This window comes from Campylobacter sp. LH-2024 (assembly GCF_048270605.1).
Lineage (GTDB): Bacteria > Campylobacterota > Campylobacteria > Campylobacterales > Campylobacteraceae > Campylobacter_D > Campylobacter_D molothri.
The window spans coordinates 435,629-454,620 of sequence record NZ_CP168139.1 but is presented as its reverse complement, the minus strand read 5'-3'; the positions used below and the strand labels follow the sequence as shown (position 1 = coordinate 454,620).

General features: G+C 28.2%; 18 protein-coding genes. All 18 read right to left on the bottom strand.

The annotated features are described in order from the left end of the window. Positions 1 to 15: 15 nt before the first annotated feature. The 18 genes from nifJ to ACD570_RS02365 all read right to left on the bottom strand — a co-directional run bounded on the left by nifJ (position 16) and on the right by ACD570_RS02365 (position 18,961). A complete protein-coding gene (nifJ, locus tag ACD570_RS02450; RefSeq protein ID WP_417904355.1) occupies positions 16 to 3,579 on the bottom strand; it encodes a pyruvate:ferredoxin (flavodoxin) oxidoreductase in 3,564 nt (1,187 codons plus the stop codon). Between the two features lie 77 nt (positions 3,580 to 3,656). After that, the gene (locus ACD570_RS02445) at positions 3,657 to 4,304 is read right to left on the bottom strand and encodes an HAD family hydrolase (RefSeq protein WP_337199497.1); all 648 of its coding nucleotides are present in this window, start codon (positions 4,302 to 4,304) and stop codon (positions 3,657 to 3,659) included. Further along, positions 4,304 to 5,266 (bottom strand): outer membrane beta-barrel domain-containing protein, encoded by a 963-nt coding sequence (locus ACD570_RS02440; RefSeq protein ID WP_337199496.1) that lies wholly within the window; start codon positions 5,264 to 5,266, stop codon positions 4,304 to 4,306. The genes ACD570_RS02445 and ACD570_RS02440 overlap by 1 nt, the downstream gene beginning before the upstream one ends. A gap of 116 nt (positions 5,267 to 5,382) precedes the next feature. Continuing rightward, positions 5,383 to 5,772 carry a 30S ribosomal protein S9 gene (gene rpsI / locus ACD570_RS02435; protein WP_417904354.1) on the bottom strand — a complete coding sequence of 130 codons (390 nt, stop codon included), beginning with the start codon at positions 5,770 to 5,772 and terminating at the stop codon, positions 5,383 to 5,385. Between the two features lies 1 nt (position 5,773). Continuing rightward, complete coding sequence (gene rplM, locus ACD570_RS02430; protein WP_137621578.1) at positions 5,774 to 6,199, bottom strand: 50S ribosomal protein L13; 426 nt, start codon at positions 6,197 to 6,199, stop codon at positions 5,774 to 5,776. Positions 6,200 to 6,616: 417 nt separating this feature from the next. Continuing rightward, a complete protein-coding gene (locus ACD570_RS02425; protein WP_337207726.1) occupies positions 6,617 to 9,382 on the bottom strand; it encodes a RecB-like helicase in 2,766 nt (921 codons plus the stop codon). Continuing rightward, a complete protein-coding gene (locus tag ACD570_RS02420; protein WP_417904353.1) occupies positions 9,379 to 11,745 on the bottom strand; it encodes a PD-(D/E)XK nuclease family protein in 2,367 nt (788 codons plus the stop codon). The genes ACD570_RS02425 and ACD570_RS02420 overlap by 4 nt, the downstream gene beginning before the upstream one ends. After that, positions 11,742 to 12,260, bottom strand: coding sequence for a hypothetical protein (locus ACD570_RS02415; RefSeq protein ID WP_337205107.1), 519 nt, complete (start codon positions 12,258 to 12,260; stop codon positions 11,742 to 11,744). Before ACD570_RS02415 ends, ACD570_RS02420 begins: the two co-directional genes overlap by 4 nt. Then, the gene (locus ACD570_RS02410) at positions 12,253 to 12,843 is read right to left on the bottom strand and encodes a hypothetical protein (protein WP_337202498.1); all 591 of its coding nucleotides are present in this window, start codon (positions 12,841 to 12,843) and stop codon (positions 12,253 to 12,255) included. The genes ACD570_RS02415 and ACD570_RS02410 overlap by 8 nt, the downstream gene beginning before the upstream one ends. Next, entirely contained in the window at positions 12,840 to 12,941 is a 102-nt protein-coding gene (locus ACD570_RS02405) for a hypothetical protein (RefSeq protein ID WP_200281963.1), read from the bottom strand. The genes ACD570_RS02410 and ACD570_RS02405 overlap by 4 nt, the downstream gene beginning before the upstream one ends. Continuing rightward, positions 12,938 to 13,159 carry a DUF4006 family protein gene (locus ACD570_RS02400; RefSeq protein WP_417904436.1) on the bottom strand — a complete coding sequence of 74 codons (222 nt, stop codon included), beginning with the start codon at positions 13,157 to 13,159 and terminating at the stop codon, positions 12,938 to 12,940. Before ACD570_RS02400 ends, ACD570_RS02405 begins: the two co-directional genes overlap by 4 nt. Then, the gene (gene ccoP / locus ACD570_RS02395; RefSeq protein ID WP_417904352.1) at positions 13,156 to 14,022 is read right to left on the bottom strand and encodes a cytochrome-c oxidase, cbb3-type subunit III; all 867 of its coding nucleotides are present in this window, start codon (positions 14,020 to 14,022) and stop codon (positions 13,156 to 13,158) included. Before ccoP ends, ACD570_RS02400 begins: the two co-directional genes overlap by 4 nt. After that, positions 14,022 to 14,285, bottom strand: a complete 264-nt coding sequence (locus ACD570_RS02390) for a cytochrome c oxidase, cbb3-type, CcoQ subunit (RefSeq protein ID WP_200281959.1) — start codon at positions 14,283 to 14,285, stop codon at positions 14,022 to 14,024. The genes ccoP and ACD570_RS02390 overlap by 1 nt, the downstream gene beginning before the upstream one ends. 4 nt (positions 14,286 to 14,289) lie before the next feature. Next, on the bottom strand, positions 14,290 to 14,955 hold the full coding sequence (gene ccoO / locus ACD570_RS02385; protein WP_337197050.1) for a cytochrome-c oxidase, cbb3-type subunit II: 666 nt from the start codon (positions 14,953 to 14,955) through the stop codon (positions 14,290 to 14,292). A 12-nt stretch (positions 14,956 to 14,967) separates the two neighbouring features. Beyond that, positions 14,968 to 16,434: a cytochrome-c oxidase, cbb3-type subunit I gene (ccoN, locus tag ACD570_RS02380; protein ID WP_239820101.1), complete on the bottom strand. Its 1,467-nt coding sequence runs from the start codon at positions 16,432 to 16,434 to the stop codon at positions 14,968 to 14,970. A gap of 185 nt (positions 16,435 to 16,619) precedes the next feature. Then, on the bottom strand, positions 16,620 to 17,291 hold the full coding sequence (locus ACD570_RS02375; protein WP_337207720.1) for a sulfite exporter TauE/SafE family protein: 672 nt from the start codon (positions 17,289 to 17,291) through the stop codon (positions 16,620 to 16,622). Continuing rightward, a complete protein-coding gene (gene carA / locus ACD570_RS02370) occupies positions 17,288 to 18,406 on the bottom strand; it encodes a glutamine-hydrolyzing carbamoyl-phosphate synthase small subunit (RefSeq protein ID WP_200281952.1) in 1,119 nt (372 codons plus the stop codon). Before carA ends, ACD570_RS02375 begins: the two co-directional genes overlap by 4 nt. A gap of 3 nt (positions 18,407 to 18,409) precedes the next feature. Next, positions 18,410 to 18,961 (bottom strand): DUF507 family protein, encoded by a 552-nt coding sequence (locus ACD570_RS02365; protein WP_417904351.1) that lies wholly within the window; start codon positions 18,959 to 18,961, stop codon positions 18,410 to 18,412. Between the last annotated feature and the right edge of the window lie 31 nt (positions 18,962 to 18,992).

The window sequence follows — 18,992 nt, the reverse complement described above, 5'->3', positions numbered from 1 at the left end:
TCTTTGCTGCAAATTTTAGCTTTCAGCTTCGTTGCTAAAATCAGCCATAGCAATACGCTTTAATTGTCTATAACGACGTTGAGCATCTTTTTTATTTCTTTCGAACAATTCTTTTGCATGTTCTGGGTTTGATTTTTTCAAAGCATTATAACGAACTTCATTCATTAAAAAGCTTTCATAAAGATCCCATTCTGGCTCTTTTCCAGTTAAAGTTAATGGATTCTTTCCTTGCTCTTCTAAACGAGGATCAAAGGTATAAAGTGGCCAATAACCACATTTTGTGGCAAGTTCACTTTGCTCTCCAGAGTAACCAAGACCACCTTTGATACCATGTGCTATACAAGGAGAATAACAAATAATCAAAGAAGGGCCATCATAAGCTTCAGCTGCAACTAATGCTTTAACCAAATGACTATAATTTGCAGCAGAATTAACTTGAGCCACATAAATATAACCATAAGTCATTGCAATTTGTCCTAAATCTTTTTTCTGAATAGGTTTACCCGCTGCAGCAAATTGTGCTACGGCTCCAGTACGAGATGATTTAGAGCTTTGACCTCCAGTATTAGAATAAACTTCAGTATCAAGCACTAAAATATTTACATTCTCTCCGCTTGCTAAAACATGATCAAGACCACCATATCCAATATCATAAGCCCAGCCATCGCCACCGAAAATCCAGTGAGATTTTTTACTTAAATATTGTTTTAAATCTAAAATTTCCTGAACTGCTTTAATATTTTTATTTTGTTCTAAAATTGGAACTAATTTATTTCTAATTTCAATTGAAGCAGCGCTATCATTTTTATTTGCAATCCAATCTTTAAAAAGCGCTGCTAAAGCATTAGGTACTTGTTGCATATTTTCATTCATAATAGCTTCAATACGGTGTCTTGTATTTTCAGTGGCGACTTTCATACCTAAACCAAATTCCGCATTATCTTCAAATAAAGAGTTACCCCAAGCAGGACCGTGTCCATTTTTAACACTTTTTCTATATGGAGTAGAAGGAGCTGAAGCACCATAAATTGAACTACAACCCGTTGCATTAGCTATAATCATTCTTTCTCCAAATAATCTTGTAATTAAAGTAATATAAGGAGTTTCTCCACAACCTGGGCATGCACCGTGGAATTCAAATAATGGTTGTGCAAATTGTGCGCCTTTTGTGCTTTCTTTATTTAAAATTTCATCTTTATAGGTAATTTCTTTAAATAAATAATCAGCATTTTCTTGCTCTCCAAAATCCATTTCTTCTTGAAGCGGAACCATTACCAATGATTTTTCTTTAGTTGGACACTCATGAACACAAAGCTCACAACCTGTACAATCAAGAGGAGAAACTTGAATTTTAAAGCTTAATTTTTCACCCTTAGTTCCTTTAGCCTCTAGAGCATGCTCTTTAACTCCTCTTGGAGCTTTTGCCATTTCTTCATCATTAATCAAGAATGGTCTAATAACAGCATGTGGACACACAGAAGCACATTGGTTACATTGGATACAATTTGCTTCAATCCATCTTGGAACCATAACACCTACACCACGTTTTTCATATTCAGTAGTACCGTGCTCAAAGCTTCCATCTTCATAACCCAAAAATGCTGAAACAGGTAAATCATCACCTTTAGCAGCATTCATAGGCTTAACAATTTTTTCAACAAATTCGGTACCTTTATAAGCATTTGTTTGTTCTTTTTCTTTATTAATTTCTAAATTTTTCCAATTAGGATCTACTTCTACCTTTACAAGCCCATCTGCACCAACATCAATAGCTTTGTAATTCATTTCTACAATAGCATCACCTTTTTTACTATAAGATTTATATGCAAATTCTTTCATATATTTTTGCGCATCTTCATAAGGAATGATTTTTGCAAGTTTAAAGAATGCTGATTGCATAATAGTATTTGTACGATTACCAAGTCCTATATCGCGTGCTAATTTTGTTGCATTGATAATGTAGAAATTAATTTCTTTTTCTGCTAAAGTCTTTTTGACAGAATTAGGAATTTGTCTGATAGTTTCTTCAGCACTCCAAATACTATTTAAAAGGAAGGTTCCACCTTTTCTAATTCCTGCTAATACATCATAAAGTTCAAGATAAGCTGCTACTGAACAGGCTATAAAATGAGGTGTTGATACAAGATAGGTCGAACGAATTGGTTTTTTAGAAAAACGTAAATGGCTTCTTGTATAACCCCCTGATTTTTTAGAGTCGTATGCAAAATAAGCTTGTGCATAAAAATCAGTTTTATCTCCGATAATTTTAATAGAATTTTTATTAGCACCTACAGTTCCGTCTGCACCTAATCCATAGAATAAACATTCTATAGTACTTTCATCTCCAAGAGAAATTTTTTCACCAGTTGGTAAAGATGTATGAGTTACATCATCTACTATACCTACCGTGAAACCATTTTTCGGATTATCAAGTTTTAAATTTTCAAATACAGCAATCATTTGTGCAGGATCAACATCTTTTGAAGAAAGTCCATATCTTCCGCCTACAATAATTGGTGCATTTTCTCTTCCATAGAAAGCTGATTTTACATCAAGATAAAGAGGTTCTCCTAAGCTACCTGGCTCTTTAGTTCTATCAAGTACTGCAATTTTTTTGACTGATTTTGGTATTACATCAAAGAAATATTTTAAACTAAATGGTCTATAAAGATATACTTTAAAAACACCAACTTTCTCACCTTTGGCATTTAAATAATCTACAACTTCTTCAAGAGCTTGAGTCACAGAACCCATAGCAATGATAATACGATCAGGTTCTTTGTGTCCATAATAAGTAAATGGCTTGTATTCTCTACCAGTAATTTTTGAAATTTCTTGCATATATTCATTAACAACATCTGGTAAAGCATCATAAAAACGATTTGCTAATTCTCTAGTTTGGAAGTATATATCATCATTTTGCGCGGTTCCGCGTGTTTTTGGATGTTCTGGATTTAACGCACCATTCCTAAATTCTAATAAGGCTTTTCTGTCCAATAATCTATCAAAATGTTCATAATCCATCACTTCAACTTTTTGAATTTCATGACTAGTTCTAAAACCATCAAAAAAATGTAAAAATGGAACTCTACCTTTAATCGCAGCTAAATGTGCTACTCCAGCTAAATCCATAGTTTCTTGAACAGAGTGAGAACAAAGCATTGCAAAACCAATTTGTCTAGCTGCATATATATCTTGATGATCTCCAAAAATAGATAAGGCTTGAGATGCCAAAGAACGTGCTGCAACATGTATAACACAAGGTAAAAGTTGTCCTGCAATTTTATACATATTTGGAATTTTTAATAATAAACCTTGAGATGCAGTATAAGTTGTTGTTAAAGCACCTGCTTGTAATGATCCGTGAACACTACCAGCCGCACCCGCTTCACTTTGCATTTCTACAATTTTTACAGGCACTCCAAATAAATTTTTCTTTCCTGCAGCAGCCCATATGTCTGTATAATCTGCCATAGGAGAACTTGGAGTGATAGGATAAATACCAGCTACCTCTGTAAAAGCATATGCTGCATAAGCAGCAGCTTCATTTCCATCCATAGTTTTCATTACTTTACTCATTAAGACCTTCCTTAACCAATATTTTTTATCAGCAAGACTATACTACGAATTCTCTTAAAAGGTGTTTAACAAAAACTTCAAATTTGTTTAATATTTAGTATATAGATAATTGCCTCATATGCATTTGGAAAAATTTGAGAGTATTTTTTTAATTCATCTTCATCGCCATAACCACAACTTAAAGCTATAGGGGTAATATTAGCAGCTAAAGAAGCTTGTATATCTAAAATAGTATCACCAATCATATAAGCATTTTCTTGAGTTTTATTTAGTCTATTTAATGCTAAAAGTATAGGTTCTGCATCTGGTTTTGGATTTTTAACATCATCAAGAGTGATTAAAGTTTTAAAAAATTTCTTAATGTTTAAAGATTCAAGCAAAATAGGAGTGAAGGTTCCACCTTTGGTTGTTACTATGCCTAAATCAGCAAAATTATAAGCAAGATGTAATGCTTGATCTACTTTTGGAAGCAAAGTTGTTTGCTCTAAATAAATTTTAGAATAACATTCTCGATAAATTTTAACAAATTCATCAATTAAATTAAAATAATCAGGATAGAGCATTGTAAACATATTCTTTAATGGATAACCTATAAGATTTTTAATTTTTATATCTTCTTTGATATCTAAATTAAGAATTTTCAATGCATCTTTAAATGAATTTAAGATGGCATTTGTTGAATCTATCAAAGTGCCATCTAAATCAAATAAAATAGTATATTTCATTATTTTTGTTCGAGTATAAATTTAGCCTCTACTCTTCTATTATCGGCTCTTCCTTTTTTAGTAGAATTACTAGATCTAGGATGCTCTTCACCATATCCTATAGTCTTGATACGATTTTTATCAACTCCATATCTTTCAAGCTCTTTAGCAACACTTTGCGCACGTTTTTCCGAAAGCTTTTTATTGTAAATTTTTGAACCTACATTATCAGTATGCCCTTCAAGTATAGTATTGTAATTTTTATTTTCATCTAAGATCTTAGCAATTTTCTTAATTTTTTGACTAAAAACTGGATTAATATTGGTTTTATTAAAGCCAAAATGTCCCTCTAGAGAAATGATTTTTTGTTTGCCACTCTCATCAAATACATATGTTTTTGTGTGAGTATTTTCTTCAATTTGTCTAGCTAAAGGCTGTGTAGATTCATTTTTTATACTTTGTTTTTTTTCTCCACCAAAACCGAAACTAATGCCTAAGGTTGTAACCCAATTATGATTAGCATCATTAAAATCAATTTGATCTCTTGTTTCAAGTCTTAAAGCCAAAGAATCACTTAAATTAAATTTAATCCCAGCTCCATATTGTCCAAATCCGCCACTTTTATTATCATAAGCAGCATTAGAAAAATTCTCATAACCGCCACCAGCTAAACCATAAAAATAAAATCTTTTATTTAAATCAAATCCCTTAATCGCATTTAAATAAGTTCTTGATATATCTGTAGTTTTGTTACTATTAGTATATTTTACATTTGAATAATATTCAAAACCTAATTCCACTTGATCTAGCCAAAAATCATCAAAATGATAACCGAGTCGAATACCAGGAGCATAATGATTTTTCATATCTAAATTACCCTCAAAATAATTATAATTGAAAGTTGGAGTCACTTCAAATTTAATATTTTGATCAGCACCAAATAAAGCACTTACTAAACTTAAACCTAGCAATAACCTTTTCATAAAAATCCTTCAATTGATAATAAATTTTAAACATAAAGATTATAGCATAAAAATAGAAAAAGAAAGAAAAAATTAGAATATAAAAATATGCAGCGAGAAAATTCTCGCTGTAAGAATTAACGTTTAGAAAATTGAGGGCTTCTTCTTGCTTTGCGACGACCGTATTTTTTACGCTCTACAGTTCTGCTATCTCTTGTTAGAAGTCCTTTTGGTTTTAATAAGGCTCTAAAATCTGCATCCATAGCTGCTAAAGCTCTTGCAATACCATGTCTTAAAGCTTCAGCTTGTGCACTATAGCCACCACCTAGAGTAGTCGCTTTAATATCCATAGAAGTTTCTTGCTTAGTGGCAAGTAAAGGTTGAACAACCTTAAGCTTAATAGCCTCATGTCCACCAAGCCAAGTATTTAGATCAACACCATTAATACTGATTTTGCCACTACCTGGTTTTATCCAAACTTTTGCAATAGCAGTTTTTCTTTTACCTGTTGCATATGTTGTTGCCATATTATTTTCCTTCTTTAGCAATTTGTGCTGTATGTGGATGCTCACTGCCAGCATATATTTTTAATTTTTTAAGCATTGCTCTACCCAAATTTGTTTTAGGAAGCATACCTCTAACTGCTAATTTATATAATTTAGCAGGATTTTTTTGAAGCAAATCTCCAAATTTTTCACTTTTTACACTTCCAAAATATCCAGAATGTCTATGATAAAGCTTATCTTCAGCCTTATTAGCACCTGTAAATACAGCTTTTGATGCATTGATAATGATTACATAATCTCCACAATCAACATTAGGTGTAAAACAAGGTTTATTTTTACCTCTTAAAATTGTCGCTACTTCGGTTAAAAGACGACCAAATCTTTTTCCTTCTGCGTCTAAAACAATCCATTCTCGCTTTACTTCGTTTGGCTTTGTTATCTTTGTCATATTTTTTACCTTTGCCAAAAATTTAAAATGTGATTGTATAAAAAATAATATTAATATTTACTTAATTTAAGTTTAAATAAAGAAATAATAATATTAATATTATATATGTATTTTTTATAGTTTAAAATTTTTATCTTTTTATAGAAAATATTAAAATTTTTAATCTCTAAAGGCTATAAAAGTTTATCAAAATGCTTTATTAAAAATAATTTGATAAAACAATCTTTACTATGATTCATTTTGATTAAATTATATGATAAATAATTCCAATAAATATACAATTAATTTTTAAAAATCAGCAAGTTTATCTTATCAGGTAGTATGTCTATAATTGATACAAAAATATTTAACTTGCTAAAACCACTTAGTAGTTTATTATTTTTAATTTTTTGCGATAAATTTTTAAACAATAATATTTTATTTTTGAGTAAAATCTTTAATTAAAATTTTATTTTCTAAACAATAAACAACAAAAACCTTTGATCTTTTTTTTAAAATTTCATCTACGGCAATTTTATATTCATAAACTTGTTCTTTATGCTTATCCTCCATCGCAAGGCTTGTTTTATAATCAATGATTATCACTTCTTTATCATCTAGAGCAAGCAAATCTAATCGTTTAATTTCTCCTTTAAAACTCAATGCTTGTTCTTTAAAAAGTTTTTTACCTTCAAGAAGGGTTTGAAATTCTGTATTGTTGAGTAAATTTTTAACTCTTAAAAATAATACTTTAAATTCTTCATCATTTAAAAAATATCTAAATTTACTCTTAGTATTTTGACAAACTAAATCAATATTTTCACCATTTGGTAGTTTTAAATTTTGCATAAAAAAATGAAAAGCATTGCCAAAATAAATTTCTTTAGAATCTAATTTTTCATCATGAATAATTTCTTGTAATCCAACCTTTTCAAATTCTTTTAAAACAGGAGGTAAATTTTCCTGTTTTTTTTCATAAAAATCTTGCAACTGCAATACACCAATTTCTTGTTCATTAATTTCAAGCATAGAATTTAAATAGCTAGGATAACTTCCGTGTTTAAATTCACTATTTCTTTTAATAATAATCAAAGAATCCTTAGCACGAGTAAAAGCTACATAAAGTTTATTTATATCATCTTCATAATCAGCCTCAGCTATACTATCTATAAAAGTTTTATAACTGCATTCTTTGGTTAATTTACGTATATTATCTCTAAGATGAAGTTGCCAACCTTTATTAATATCATATTCTAGCATAATGCTATCGCCATTTGTGTTATTTTTTGAAAGACTATCTATTAAAATAACATGTTTAAATTCCAAACCTTTAGACTTATGCACGGTCATAATACTTATTCCCATATTTTGTTCATTGATGATTTTTAAAGGACAAGGCTCAAATAAAAGTTTTAAAAAATCCTCTTTATCTCTGGCATATTCTATAAATTGAATTAAAGCAATATCACTAAGATCAAGCCTTAAATTCTTAATCAAATAAAGCAAATTTTCTATAGCGCTTCTTGCTAAATCAAGATTTAATCTTAAGGGTTCAAATCCTAAAATCTCTTTTAAAAAATGTAAATAAAATTCATCTCCAAAAATACAATATTTTGCATATTCTAAAACAACACGTACACTGGCTTTATTTTCAAGTAAAATATTGCTTTGTGTAAATGCTTGAATTTTACATTTTTGTAAAAATTCTAAAATCATATCTGCATCATTATTTTTCCAACATAAAATACAAATATCATCTAAAGAAATATTTTTATCTTTTAAAAAATAAATTTGCTCTAACAATGCTTGAAATACTTTTTCTTTTATTTCTTGAAATTGATCTTTAGCTTTAACTTCTTTTGTTTCAATAACACGTACAAAACCTCCTTTTTTATCCTCTAAAGAAAGCTGTGGCACATAATCTTTTATTTTATTTTTAAAAACTTCATTAACAAAATAAACTAAATTTTCTTTGGATCGATAATTGACTTTTAGTTGATCTTTTTTAATTTGCTTAAAATCAAGTTGTAATAGATCAAAAAGTTCTTTTTTGCCTTTTCTAAAGCGATAAATACTTTGTTTTTTATCTCCAACATAAAAAAAGGTTCTATTTTTTTTCACGCCTTCACCTGAAACTAATTCAGCAATTAAGGGATATAAAATTTTGTATTGTATAACACTAGTATCTTGAAATTCATCAATCAATAAATGAGAAATATACCCATCCAAGCGAAAATAAATCATATCTTTAAAATCACTTGTGATTAAATCAAAAACTCTTCGACTAATATCGCTAAAACTTAAAACATTTTTTTCTTTTTGTATAGAATTTTTTGCCCTACTATAATAATTTAAAAGATTCATTAAATTGGCAATTTTATATTGTTCAAGTTCTTTAGCATAATCATTTAAAGCGTTAATAAACTCTTTCCTTTTTAAATTAAAATTTACATCTTCATCATTTAGTTTTTGCAAATACTCCGTTTCATCAAATTTTGACATAAAACTTGTTTTAACAAATTCATTTAAATCTAAAGTTTCACTTTTAAAATTTTGCATTAAATACGTATATTTTTTAATATGAGTCAAACTTAAACAATATGTTCTTAAATCATTATAAGCTTTATTTATTTTTGCCTTTGATGGATTTGGAATTTTTATACAATCCTTATAATAAGCATTTTCATAAAATCTTTCTAATTCATTGAAAAAATCTTGATTTTCTTCTATGTTAACCAAATAATAAGCTAAATCTTTCAATTCCTCTCTACTTAAAAGCTTTAAAAAAATAGCCTTAATATCAAGTTTTTCCTCACTAATATTAAAATCGCTACTAAGTCCCAAATTTAAAGCAAAAGCTCTAACTATTTTACTAAAAAAAGCATCAAAAGTGCTGATTTTTAATTCTTGTCTTAAAAATTCTTGCTTTTTGGCATCTCTTAAAACTATGAGTTCTTTTTTTTCTATACCTAAGAGTTTGCACAATTCTTGAGATTCACTCTCTTTTTCTTTGCTTTCTAAATTTAAAAAAGTATCAATAATTCTTTTTTGCATTTCATTAGCAGCTTTTTTAGTAAAAGTTAAAGCTAAAATTTCATTTATTTTTGCATTTTTTAAAATAAGCGCTACAAAGCGGACGCTCAAAGCAAAAGTTTTACCGCTACCAGCACTTGCCTCTAGAGCTAAAAAGGGTTCAAAAGTCATTTAACTTCCTTTTTATAAATCAATCTATAAGGGCAATATCCATCTTTTTTATTTTCAAATTCTATTTCTTCTTTGCTTTCATCTAATAATTCTTTTAAACTTTCGAACAAATCAGGCAAACTCTTAGCCTTCTCCTTAACAAATTTCATACGCTTTAAATCATAAAAAAAAGCTTGAGCATCATGATCATAAAGGGCCTGATAAAAGGCTAATTGATAAGAATCTGTCGGAATTTTTCCACTTTTATAGTCAATGATAAAATTTTCACCCTTATTGTTACGATCGATTCTATCAATAACCCCTATTAATTCTATGGATTCTTGTTTAAAATTTAAAACTTTAGAAATAGGTAGTTCTAGTTGATCAACCTTATATCCTAGATCAAAATGCTTTTGCTCATTTTTATAAAAATTTTCAAATCGAATTTTTAAAATTTCTAGCTCTAAATCACCAATGCCATATCTTAAACTTTCTCTTTGTAATAATTTGTTAAAAATATCACAATCAAAATAATTTTTTAAATTCTCTTTATAATAAATTTCTAAAATCTTATGGATAAAATTACCTTCATTTTTAAAATTATTTTCATAGCTTAAAGCTCTAGCTTCTTTTAAATTCAAAACATAACGATAATAATAAGTTCTTTTTTGATTTTGAAGTAAGTTAAAACGAGTAAAAGATAAAGGTTTTTCAAATGGATTATGTTTTAAAATTGGAGCTTTAATAGGCTCTAAATTTAGTCTTACACTCTGATAATTAAGCCTTAATGCATCTAAGTAAGTTTTAGAATTTGGCTTTTCGTAAAAATATTTTATATCAAGATCATCTAAAAAACGAGATTTCCTTTGCTCTTCATTTTCAACATAAGAAATACTTACTTTTTTGGCATTTTTAATTAAATTTTCATAATAAAATCTTTGCAAATTCTCTCTTCGTTCATAACTGATTAAGCCTGCTTTTTTGCGAACTTCATTATTTAAAAAAAGCTCATTAATACTTCTTTTGGGTATCACATCTTCATTAAAATCAACTATCACAACTCCATCAAAATGGAGCCCTCTGCTTTCTAAAAGCCCCATAACAGTAATTTTTCCGCCGCCAACATAACTTAAAGTTAAATTTGAAATATGTATGAAAAAAAGTTGAAGCAATTCTTTAAATTTTAAAGATTGATTTTTTAATAAATCTTTGATAAAACATAATTCTTTTTGAACTATGCTGATGAGCTCTTGTTTTTCATTCTCCAAAAATTGAATTATTAAATTTTCAAATTGTTCAAAATTAAATTGTTGATCAAATTGACTCTTAAAATTTTCAAAATCAAGATTTAAATAATGTAAAAAGGTATTATAATAATCAAAAATTGTATCTTCATTTAGAAAATAATCTTCTTGTTTTTGGTAATAAAATGATTCAGAATTTGCAGCATTATAAAGTATTTTTAATTTTTGATAAAATAAACTCTCTTTAATATTAATACCACTAGCAAAATTAAACATATTATTTTTATCAAATAATCTTAAAAGATCACAAAAATTTTCATCAGGTGTTATAATAACTATATTTTCAGGTTTTAATCCCTCTCTTAAAAAATTGGAAACTTCATCCATTACAAAAGCACATTGCAAACTTCTAATTTCAAATGATTTAACTTTAACTTTTGAATTTTGGGTATAAATTTTATCTTTTTTAAGAATTTTTTTTTGATTTAAACTCACCTCGTAATAAAATCCTATTTCAAGATCCATCTCGCTTAAAAAATCAAATTTAGAAAAATATTCATAGTTAAACCGACTCACTCTAAAACATAAAATCACTTCTTTATATTTGGAAATTTGCAAAAATAAATCTTCCTCAAATTTACTCAAAAATCCTTCTAAATTATACATAATGACATCATATTCATCTATAAAATCAAAATTAATAGAATAATCTTTTACTAAAGATAAATCATCATGAAGATTATTTTTTTTAAGCAAAGCAAGATAATGATCAAATACTTCTTTTAAAATTTCTAAATGCTCATTATAATTTGTATAATAATCATTATTTTTAAGATCATCAATACTTTTTTTTTCTAGACTTAGTTCTTTAAAAAATGAGAATAAATATTCATTATTTTTTAAAAAAGTAAAAAAATCAGCACTAATCCCTAACTCTTTTTCTAAGTTTTTGCTTCTTAAACATGCTTCTTGCATTAAAAGTAAACTCTCATAAGAGCTTGCTTTATAGGAATTAACTAAACATACTCTCTCTAAAAAATCTTGTATATTTATGGCATCATCAAGTAAAGCATTTAAAGCTTTACTTTGTTCGTAATATTCTTTAGTTTTTCTTGTAGAACCAAATATTCTAAGTTTCATTTAGCATACAATTCGTAGCTAAAAAAGCCTATTGTTTGAGGATTTTCAATCAGCTTAAATTTTAATTGCCATCTACCTTCTTCAATTTTAGAAGGAAAAGCAATACTTAAAATTCCTTGTTTTATTTGTCCTTGTAATTTTTGATCAAATTTTTTTGTATGAGGTCTTGTAAGTAAAATTTCATACTTTAAATTTTGAATATCTGCTTTTTCTAAAGATTCTATTTTAAAATTAGCTATATAAGAATTACAACTGATAGTATAAATAGGAATTTTTTTAGGACCAATTAATTTCAAATCTTTATTTTCAAAATCAACCTTAAAAAGTTTATTAAAATTTTCTTGCTGCTTTTGAATTTCATTATAATTATTTTCTACATTTTGATAAGAGTCAAAATAAAAATCATCTTCATACACAGGATGATCGCTTGAAATTACTACCGTTGCAATTGAAGCCCCTATAATCAATAAAAAAGCGATTAATAAGCCATAAGGCCAAAAAGTCTTCTTACCCATTTCTTTTCCTTTTCATTCTTCTTTGCACATAATAAAGTAATGCAAAGCAAACAAAACCATAAATTAAAATTCTTAAAATATTTATTGTATCACGATTTGTATTGCCTATAGAAGAATTTAATGTAATTCCTCTAGCTTGAGTTATACGATCAACTATATCAGCATAGCCATTTAAAATAGCAGCATTATAAATATCACCTTTTTGTGTTGCTAAAATAGGTAAAATTGAACCTGTTCCTGAATAGGGACTAAGTATAGCTTCTTTATCAATTAAATTAAGAACGCCTTTAGAACCAACTATATCAACCCTATGTGATTTTTTAGATAAAATGAGAAGAATATAAGACTTTGGTAATTCTTTTTGCATATTAAATAAAGTTTCAAAATCTGTATTATCCCCTATAGCCACTCCTGCAAAAATCTGACTTTTTTCTTCGAGTTCTTTACCTATTAAGTTAATTTCTTTAACAACTTTTGGACTTAATACACCTTCATTAAAAATCACATAATCAAGAGCAAAAACTTTTAAAGGAAAAAACAAAAAGATAGCTAAAAATAAGCTATCTCGTAATATTTTTTTCATCCTATATGCAAGTGATTAGCAGTTAATACTGACCAAGCAGTAATTACCGCAGTAGTTATAAGCCCAATAACAATTAAATATTCTAATACTTTAGTCATTGTGCATCCTTTATAACTCTATGATCTTGTTCTTTTGAGCCAAACATTTTAACACTTTGAATATCCTTAATACTATAAGGTTTTTGCATCACTTCTTGTTGAGTTTTAATACCAAAAATAGTTAATACTACCAAAATAAAAATCAATAACACAGTTGCAATAAGCATCCCTGTAATACCTGAAAAAGAAAATACGCATCTATTTGTGTTTTCCATTATTTACCCCTTGAAAGAGAAATTACATACTCGCCAACAGCTTCTTTTTGGATATTATTTAAAGTAGAAAATGCTGGCATAGTTCCTATAAAACCTTTTTTACCCCTATTTAAAACATCCACTACAAATTCTGCAGAACCATACTTTGTAAGATCAGGGAACATTCCACCTTCCCCTCCTTTTCCATCAGCGCCATGACAAGCGGCACAAGTTTCATAAACTTCTTTTCCCCTGGCTACTAATTTTTCATTTTCAGTTTTTTTAATCGCTGAAATATCTTGCGCAACATAAGCAGCAACTGCTGGAATATCTTCTTTTGCTATGCCTAAAGTAGATGCATCTGGCATTTCTCCGCCTTCATAATTCATCCCTTTAGAACCATGTACAATCGTATCAATAATTCCTTTTTCGCTACCCCAAATATTTAAATTTTGAGCCTTACCATTAATTCCATCAGCGGTAATTCCATGGCAAGCAGAACACTGAACTAAAAAAATATTTTCGCCCATATCTTTTTTATCATCAGCAGTTAAATGTTCAAATTTTTTCTCAAATTTAGAGTTATAAGCTCGAATCTCTTCATTATATTGACCAATGCTTGAAAAAGATTTTAAAGGATATCCCCATAAAAAATACCAAATCGCCCAAACAATAGTAAGACAAAAGACAATAGCCCAGCCCAAAGGAACAGGATTTTTATATTCTCCTATTCCATCCCATTCATGCTCACTAAGTTCAGCTTCTTCTTTTTTTTCTTTCATTTTTCTAAACATTCTGCTTACAATTACAAGCGTGATTAGAACAATAAGAACAGCTCCAATCAAAGACAATAAATTAGTATTATCTTTTAAATTTAACCATTGCATCAAGCACTCCTTTTATTTTCTAAAACACTATCATTAATACTATCATCTAAAACAAGGTTGGCATATTTTTCGTAATTTCTTTCACCCTTTTTCTCTGCTCTATAAAGATGATACAAATAACAATATAAAATCAATGATAAGAAAACAACAAGTAGAAAAAATCCATAACCTTGGAAAATTTTCCACTCATCTCTATCAATTCCACTTAAATTAAAAGTGATTATTTTTTTAATTACATCTAATAAAATTAATAAATGTTCCATCATATTACTTTAAGCTATTTAAATAAGCGATCAAAGCTACAATCTCTTTAATTTCACCTTTGGCAAAAGCTTTTTTCACTTCTTCATTTTTCATTTCATCAACTATAACCTGTGCTTCAGCTTTTACTTCTTCTTGAGCATCTTTCCAAGAACCAAGTTTTATACCGCCTGGTACATCATAAGGCACATTGAAAACTTTTTTTACAGTCAAAGCTTCAGCATAAGCTGTTTCTATATCAGCATCATTTTTAAACATATGTTTGTAAGCTGGCATAATAGAATGTGGAACTACTGAAGTAGGTTCCCACATGTGATTTTCATGCCAATCAGTCGTTCTATAACTTCCAACACGCATTAAATCAGGACCTGTTCTTTTTGAGCCCCATAAAAATGGTCTATCATAAGCATATTCTCCACTAACTGAATACATTCCATAGCGATCAGTTTCAGATTTAAATGGACGTATAAGCTGAGAATGACAAGCATTACAACTTTCCTTTATATAGATTTGACGTCCTGCAAGTTGTAAAACAGTGTAAGGTTTTTTTCCTTCAATAGGTCTTGCATTTTCAGTAAAATTTGGTAAAACTTCAACAATACCAGCATAGGCAATTACAATAAAAACAGCTACAGCAAAAAAGAATGGATTTTTTTCTAACCAACTAAACATTTTTCCTCCCTTTTACACTGCCATAGGTGAAGCACTTTTTGGCTCTTTATCTAGCACTCTTCCGCAGGCAATTGTTTTATAAATATTATAAGTAAATATAAAGAAACCAATAAGGTATAATAAACCACCAATAGCTCTAATCCAATAGTAAGGTACTATAGCTACAACTGTATCGATAAACGAATAAATAAGATTGCCATATTTATCAGTTGCACGCCACATCATACCTTGTGTAATACCTGCAATCCACATTGAGCTAAAATAAAGTACTACACCTATGGTTTGAATCCAAAATTGAATTTCCATTAAAGACTTACTATAAAGTTCTCTTTTAAATAATCTAGGTGTCATATGATAAAGCGCAGCCATAGTCATAAAGCCTACCCAACCTAATGTTCCATCATGAACATGTCCTGGAATCCAATCAGTAAAATGTGCTAAAGCATTAACAGATTTTATAGAAAGAATAGGTCCTTCTAAAGTTGAGAACATATAAAAAGTTGATGCTAAAATCATAAATTTAATCAATGGACTTTCTCTAAGTTGACTCCACTCACCCTTCATTGTAAGCATAATATTGATCGCTGATCCCCAAGAAGGTAAAATAAGTACAATCGAAAATACAGAACCCATAGTTTGCATCCAATCAGGAACAGTTGAATAAATTAAATGATGTCCACCTGCCCAAAGATACACAAACATTAAACCCCAAAATGCAAATAAAGAGAGTTTATAAGAAAAAATCGGCTGACCACTTTCTTTTGGTAAAAAATAATAAATTTGAGCAATAATTCCTACAGTAAATACAAAAGCAACTGCATTATGTCCGTACCACCATTGAACCAAAGCATCGTTAGTTCCTGCATACATTGATACACTATGATACCATTTTCCTATACCAGCAACGAAATAAGTTGGCACTTCCATATTATTGAAAAGATAAAGCATAGCAATTCCTAAAAAAGTCGCTATATAATACCAAAGAGAAATATAAAGAGTTTTTTCACGCCTAATTCCAATAAGACCAAAAATACTCATACCCCATAATACCCAAACAATAACAACTAAAATATCCAAAGGCCATTCAAGTTCTGCATATTCTTTAGAAGTTGTAATTCCCAAAAACAAAGAAATAATAGCAAAAATCATAGTAAACATATAAAGCCAAAAATGGAGTTTTCCTATGATCATTAAAAATTTTGATTCAGCCATACTTACTTTAAGAACACGTTGTCCTATATAGTACCAAGTAGCCCAAATTCCAGAAAGCATAAAACCAAAAATAACCCCTGAAGTGTGAAGAGGTCTCAATCTTGAAAAGGTTGCATACTCTCCTGCTAAATAATTTAAATTAGGGTAAGCCATTTGAAAAGCTATCAAAGTTCCTATGGCCATACCAATAATACCAAACAATATAGTTGCAAACATAAAACATTTAGCAACTGTATAGTCATAACTCAATGCATTACCTGGATGCATAGTTTTTCTCCTTAAAATTTTGATTTATTATTATTATAGACTATTAATTATACATTTTTTCTTAAAAAAAATAATTTTGTTTTATTTATTACACCTTAAAATTAAGAATTTATCGATATTTTAAGCATTTTACTTTAAAAAAATAAAATAAAATTTAGTAATTAAATTAAAAAATATAAATAAAATTATTTTATAAAAGTAATAAAACCAATATAGCTGACACGTATTCCGTATATGATAATTATGATATAAGTAATATAATTAAAAATAGTTCTTAAAAATTCACTCAAAAATTGAGATAATTTAACAAAAAATAACATAGCTGGGAGTGTTGAAATTCCAAAAATAAACATTATAAGAATACTTTCTAAAATATTTTCTCTTTTAAGAGAATCTGCTAAAAAAAAATAAACCAAACCGCAAGGTACAAAACCATTTGAAAATCCTAATATCAAGGCAGATTTAAAACCTTTAAACTTCATAGATTTTTGCATTAAAAATTTAAATAAAGAATGGAGCACAATATTTTTTTCAAAAAAAGCCAATAAGCTACCTCTAAAAATCAAAGCGCAACCTAAAATAACCATAAAAATTCCGATAATAAAAAATGAAAAACTTTGAATTTTGGCATTAATTGCTAAAATATTTCCAAAAATTCCGCAAAGTATTCCCAAAAAAATATAAGCTAAAATTCTTGATAATTGATATAATAAAGTTAAGAAAAATAAATTTTTACATGAAGAATTTAATCTCATAAAAGCTAAAGTAAATCCTCCACACATAGCATAGCAATGTCCAAAACTTGATAAAAAAGCTATACTAAAAATAATAAAAAAATCAATATTTAACAAAATCACATCAAATCAATAAATTCTTTAAAAATATATTTACTCTCATGAGGACCAGAAGAACTTTCTGGATGATGTTGTACTGATATAATAGGATAATCTTTATATTTAACACCTTCTACATTATCTCCAAAAAGATTACGATGAGTTATATAAGCAACCTCACAAAGCTCCTCTGGAACATTATAATTATGATTTTGCGCTGTAATTTCAATATTTTTATTATTTAAATTAATAACAGGATGATTTGCTCCATGTTGTCCAAATTTCATTTTATAAGTTTCATAACCAAAAGCATTGCTTAAAAGTTGATGACCCAAACAAATACCTAATATAGGAATATTTGCCTTAGCCATTTTTTCAATTTCTGCGATTTCTTGTTTTAAAATTTTTGGCTCTCCAGGACCATTAGAAAGAAATATTCCTTGAATCTCACCTTTTTTGTAAAGTTCAATCAGCTCTTGCGCTTTAACATTATAAGGATAAACTTCTACCTCTAAACCTGCTTCAACAAGCTCATTTAAAATATTAATTTTAACTCCATAATCAATAACAGCAACTTTTTTCGCACTTCTTTTAGCATCATTATAACTTTGAGTTGAATGATTCCAAACGCCTTGCTTATGAACATAAGGTTGTTTTGTGCTGACTTCTTTAACAAAATTAACTTCATCAATTTTCGCTGATTTTTCTAAAACGTTTTTTAATTCTTCTTTATTTGAAATTTCAGTTGATATTATAGCCCTTAAATTTCCAAAATCTCGAATCATTTTCACTAAAAATCTTGTATCAAGATCGCATATTCCTATTTTTCCATGTTTTTTTAAATAATCATCTAAACTTTGTTTGGCTCGAAAATTAGAAAAAGTAGAACTTAACTCTCGCACTAAAATACCGCTAGCAAAAACTTCTTTGCTTTCATTATCATAATCATTAGTTCCAACTATACCAATTTCTGGCATAGAAAAAACAATAAATTGTCCCGCATAAGAAGGATCTGAAATAATTTCTTGATATCCAGTTAAAGAAGTATTAAAAACTAATTCTCCAAAAAAAGTTCCATTTTTACCAAAAGCTTTAGCTGTTAAAAAAATATCATTTTCTAAATAAACATAAGCTTTCATAATTTAAAACATTCCTTTTTTTCTAAGTTCTTCTTGATAAAGTTTTTCAAAAATTAACTCATATTCTTCACTACCTGGAATTGGCTTGGTTTTATAATTACTTATTTTTTCATATACTTCATCTTCTAAATTTTCATAAATTTTAAGATAATTATCAATGCTAGAAAAAATTAAATTTTTTACCCTATTTTCACTTACAATAAAATTAATATAATCATGTTCTATAAGTTCTTCTAAAATTCTATGCGACAGACGATTATGACGATCTTCTAAATTTAAAATAACGTCAAATTTAGGTGCAAGTTTTTTCTTCACAAGCCAAAACATATTTTTTCTATCAATTTGCATGAGTTCCATTTCATCTTCTTGTTCTTCTAAAAGTTCTTTAGTTCTTTCATCTAATCTTCTTTCATTTAACACATCATTTTCTAAAATCTTTGCAACACAAGGATTAAGTTCTTCCATACTGCTCTTGATTTCAACAAAAGAAGAATTGGCCAAATCTAATACTATTTTATTTGTGATATAAGGTATATGTGGTAATTTTATACGCATTTTCAAACCTTTAAATTATAATTTAAAATAA